The 2517-nt window shown below is 46.8% G+C and carries 18 tRNA genes and 3 rRNA genes; all 21 read right to left on the bottom strand.

The features are described from left to right. A 16S ribosomal RNA gene (locus T473_RS0115400) occupies positions 1–130 on the bottom strand; the annotation flags it as partial. A 125-nt stretch (positions 131–255) separates the two neighbouring features. Further along, positions 256–332, bottom strand: a tRNA-Met gene (locus T473_RS0115395). Positions 333–340: 8 nt separating this feature from the next. Continuing rightward, positions 341–416, bottom strand: a tRNA-Phe gene (locus tag T473_RS0115390). Positions 417–419: 3 nt separating this feature from the next. Next, positions 420–496 (bottom strand) — tRNA-Ile (locus tag T473_RS0115385). Between the two features lie 57 nt (positions 497–553). Next, positions 554–630 (bottom strand) — tRNA-Pro (locus tag T473_RS0115380). Positions 631–653: 23 nt separating this feature from the next. Continuing rightward, positions 654–729 (bottom strand) — tRNA-Trp (locus T473_RS0115375). Between the two features lie 4 nt (positions 730–733). Continuing rightward, positions 734–807, bottom strand: a tRNA-Met gene (locus T473_RS0115370). A 17-nt stretch (positions 808–824) separates the two neighbouring features. Then, positions 825–901 (bottom strand) — tRNA-Pro (locus T473_RS0115365). An 8-nt stretch (positions 902–909) separates the two neighbouring features. Then, a tRNA-Ser gene (locus T473_RS0115360) sits at positions 910–1001 on the bottom strand. A gap of 21 nt (positions 1002–1022) precedes the next feature. Further along, a tRNA-Ser gene (locus T473_RS0115355) sits at positions 1023–1111 on the bottom strand. A 1-nt stretch (position 1112) separates the two neighbouring features. Beyond that, a tRNA-Lys gene (locus T473_RS0115350) sits at positions 1113–1188 on the bottom strand. Between the two features lie 12 nt (positions 1189–1200). Then, positions 1201–1276: transfer RNA gene (locus T473_RS0115345), tRNA-Gln, on the bottom strand. 3 nt (positions 1277–1279) lie between these two features. After that, positions 1280–1356: transfer RNA gene (locus T473_RS0115340), tRNA-Arg, on the bottom strand. A gap of 16 nt (positions 1357–1372) precedes the next feature. Beyond that, a tRNA-Gly gene (locus T473_RS0115335) sits at positions 1373–1446 on the bottom strand. Between the two features lie 9 nt (positions 1447–1455). Beyond that, positions 1456–1541 (bottom strand) — tRNA-Tyr (locus T473_RS0115330). Positions 1542–1547: 6 nt separating this feature from the next. After that, positions 1548–1622, bottom strand: a tRNA-Thr gene (locus tag T473_RS0115325). Between the two features lie 38 nt (positions 1623–1660). Next, positions 1661–1736: transfer RNA gene (locus T473_RS0115320), tRNA-Asp, on the bottom strand. Between the two features lie 8 nt (positions 1737–1744). Then, positions 1745–1820, bottom strand: a tRNA-Val gene (locus T473_RS0115315). Positions 1821–1856: 36 nt separating this feature from the next. Then, a tRNA-Asn gene (locus T473_RS0115310) sits at positions 1857–1931 on the bottom strand. A 5-nt stretch (positions 1932–1936) separates the two neighbouring features. After that, positions 1937–2053 (bottom strand): 5S ribosomal RNA (gene rrf / locus T473_RS0115305). Positions 2054–2303: 250 nt separating this feature from the next. Continuing rightward, positions 2304–2517: ribosomal RNA gene (locus T473_RS0115300) — 23S ribosomal RNA — on the bottom strand; the annotation flags it as partial.

Here is a 2517-nt window from a genome sequence, read left to right as displayed (position 1 = left end):
TGTGTACAGGGTAGGTTACCCACGCGTTACTCACCCGTCCGCCGCTCTCCCCCGAAGGGGTTCGCTCGACTTGCATGTGTTAGGCACGCCGCCAGCGTTCATCCTGAGCCAGGATCAAACTCTCAATAATAATTTGACCTGCTCAGATACTATCGTTATCTTTAATATCTGGCTTTATATGGTTTGTTTCTTGTTTTCTTATAAATTAACCTACTGTTTAATTTTCAATGTTCTTTTTTGTTAGCATAGTTTAGATGGTAGCGGTAACAGGAGTCGAACCTGTGACCTTTCGGGTATGAACCGAACGCTCTAGCCAACTAAGCTATACCGCCGTATACCTTGGTGCCCAAAGGCGGAATCGAACCACCGACACGGGGATTTTCAATCCCCTGCTCTACCGACTGAGCTATTTGGGCAAGTGGTGGGCCTAGCTGGACTCGAACCAGCGACCTCACGCTTATCAGGCGTGCGCTCTAACCACCTGAGCTATAGGCCCTTGCATTTTTTAGTATTACTTTAGTTTATTTCTTCTTAATATTTAATTTTTTGTTACTGGTCGAGGTGAAGGGACTCGAACCCCCGGCCCCATGGTCCCAAACCATGTGCGCTACCAAACTGCGCTACACCTCGAAGATAATATAACAGTTTTACTTTGGCAGGGGTAGAGGGACTCGAACCCCCGGCGCACGGTTTTGGAGACCGACGCTCTACCAACTGAGCTATACCCCTAAATTGGTGGATCTTCAGGGACTCGAACCCCGGACCTACCGGTTATGAGCCGGGCTCTCTAACCAACTGAGCTAAAGGCCAACTGCATTTTTTAATGGTCGAGGTGAAGGGACTCGAACCCCCGGCCCCATGGTCCCAAACCATGTGCGCTACCAAACTGCGCTACACCTCGAATTTTATTGGCGGAGAAGGAGGGATTCGAACCCTCGCACCGGTTAACCCAGCCTAATCCCTTAGCAGGGGATCCTCTTGAGCCACTTGAGTACTTCTCCAGTTTGTATTTATTTTAAAAATGGCGGAGAGGGTGGGATTCGAACCCACGGTGCCGTTAAGCATCACTGGTTTTCAAGACCAGCTCCTTAAACCACTCGGACACCTCTCCATGGTGATCTATCCGCGACTCGAACGCGGGACACCCTGATTAAAAGTCAGGTGCTCTACCGACTGAGCTAATAGACCATTGTATTAAATTGGCAGGGGATGCAGGACTTGAACCTACGCATGCAGCAGTCAAAGTGCTGTGCCTTACCGACTTGGCGAATCCCCTATATGGTGAGCGCACAGGGATTCGAACCCCGGACACACGCCTTAGAAGGGCGTTGCTCTATCCAGCTGAGCTATGCACCCATATAATTTAATATATTGGAGCGGGTGAAGGGGATCGAACCCTCACAGCTGGCTTGGAAGGCCAGAACTCTACCATTGAGCTACACCCGCATATTTAATTGGTGGAGGATGGTGGATTCGAACCACCGAAAGCGAAGCTAACAGATTTACAGTCTGCCCCCTTTGGCCAACTCGGGAAATCCTCCGATTTTTGGAGCTGGTGATAGGAATTGAACCTACAACCTGCTGATTACAAGTCAGCTGCTCTACCGTTGAGCCACACCAGCATATAAATCTTTTTAAATTAACTTAGCATAATTTTAATTGGCGACCTGGAAGGGTTCGAACCCTCGACCTCCAGCGTGACAGGCTGGCATTCTAACCAACTGAACTACCAGGCCGCGTTAATTGGTGGGATTAACAGGGCTCGAACCTGTGACCCCCTGCTTGTAAGGCAGGTGCTCTCCCAGCTGAGCTATAATCCCACGTGCTGGCAATCTAATCTTTTACATGATACCATTTGGCTCCAAGGGAGGGACTCGAACCCTCAACCTACCGGTTAACAGCCGGGTGCTCCACCATTGAGCTACCTTGGATTATCACGCGGCTACGTCTTACTCTCCCAGGCAGTTTCCCACCAAGTACCATCAGCGCAAGAGAGCTTAACTTCTGTGTTCGGAATGGGAACAGGTGTATCCTCTCTGCTATAGTAACCACATTGATTAGCTTATTATTTGCTTTTTATAAGACAAGTATTATGCTAACATCTTCAATAAAAAATGTCAATACTTTTACAACTATATTTTAGTCGAGTTAGATAAACATTTTAAAGATTCTGTTATATCATTACAAATCCTTAACAAATTATTAGATATCTTCAAATAAATTCTCACGAATTCTAAAAGAAATCTTTAAATTAGAGTTAGTACTCTAAAAACTACATATATAATTTAGTAATCATCTAAAATCAGGTCAAGTCCTCGATCTATTAGTATCGATAAGCTCCATACATTGCTGCACTTCCACCTTCGACCTATCAACAGGTAGTCTTCCTGGGATCTTAACCTTGCGGTGGGAAATCTTATCTTGAAGTCGGCTTCGCGCTTAGATGCTTTCAGCGCTTATCCATTCCACACATAGCTACCCAGCCATGCCCTTGGCAGAACAACTGGTACACCAGAG

It is taken from the genome of Clostridioides mangenotii TR (assembly GCF_000498755.1).
GTDB classification, from domain to species: Bacteria; Bacillota; Clostridia; order Peptostreptococcales; family Peptostreptococcaceae; genus Metaclostridioides; species Metaclostridioides mangenotii_A.
This window is presented reverse-complemented; position numbering and strand designations above follow the sequence as displayed.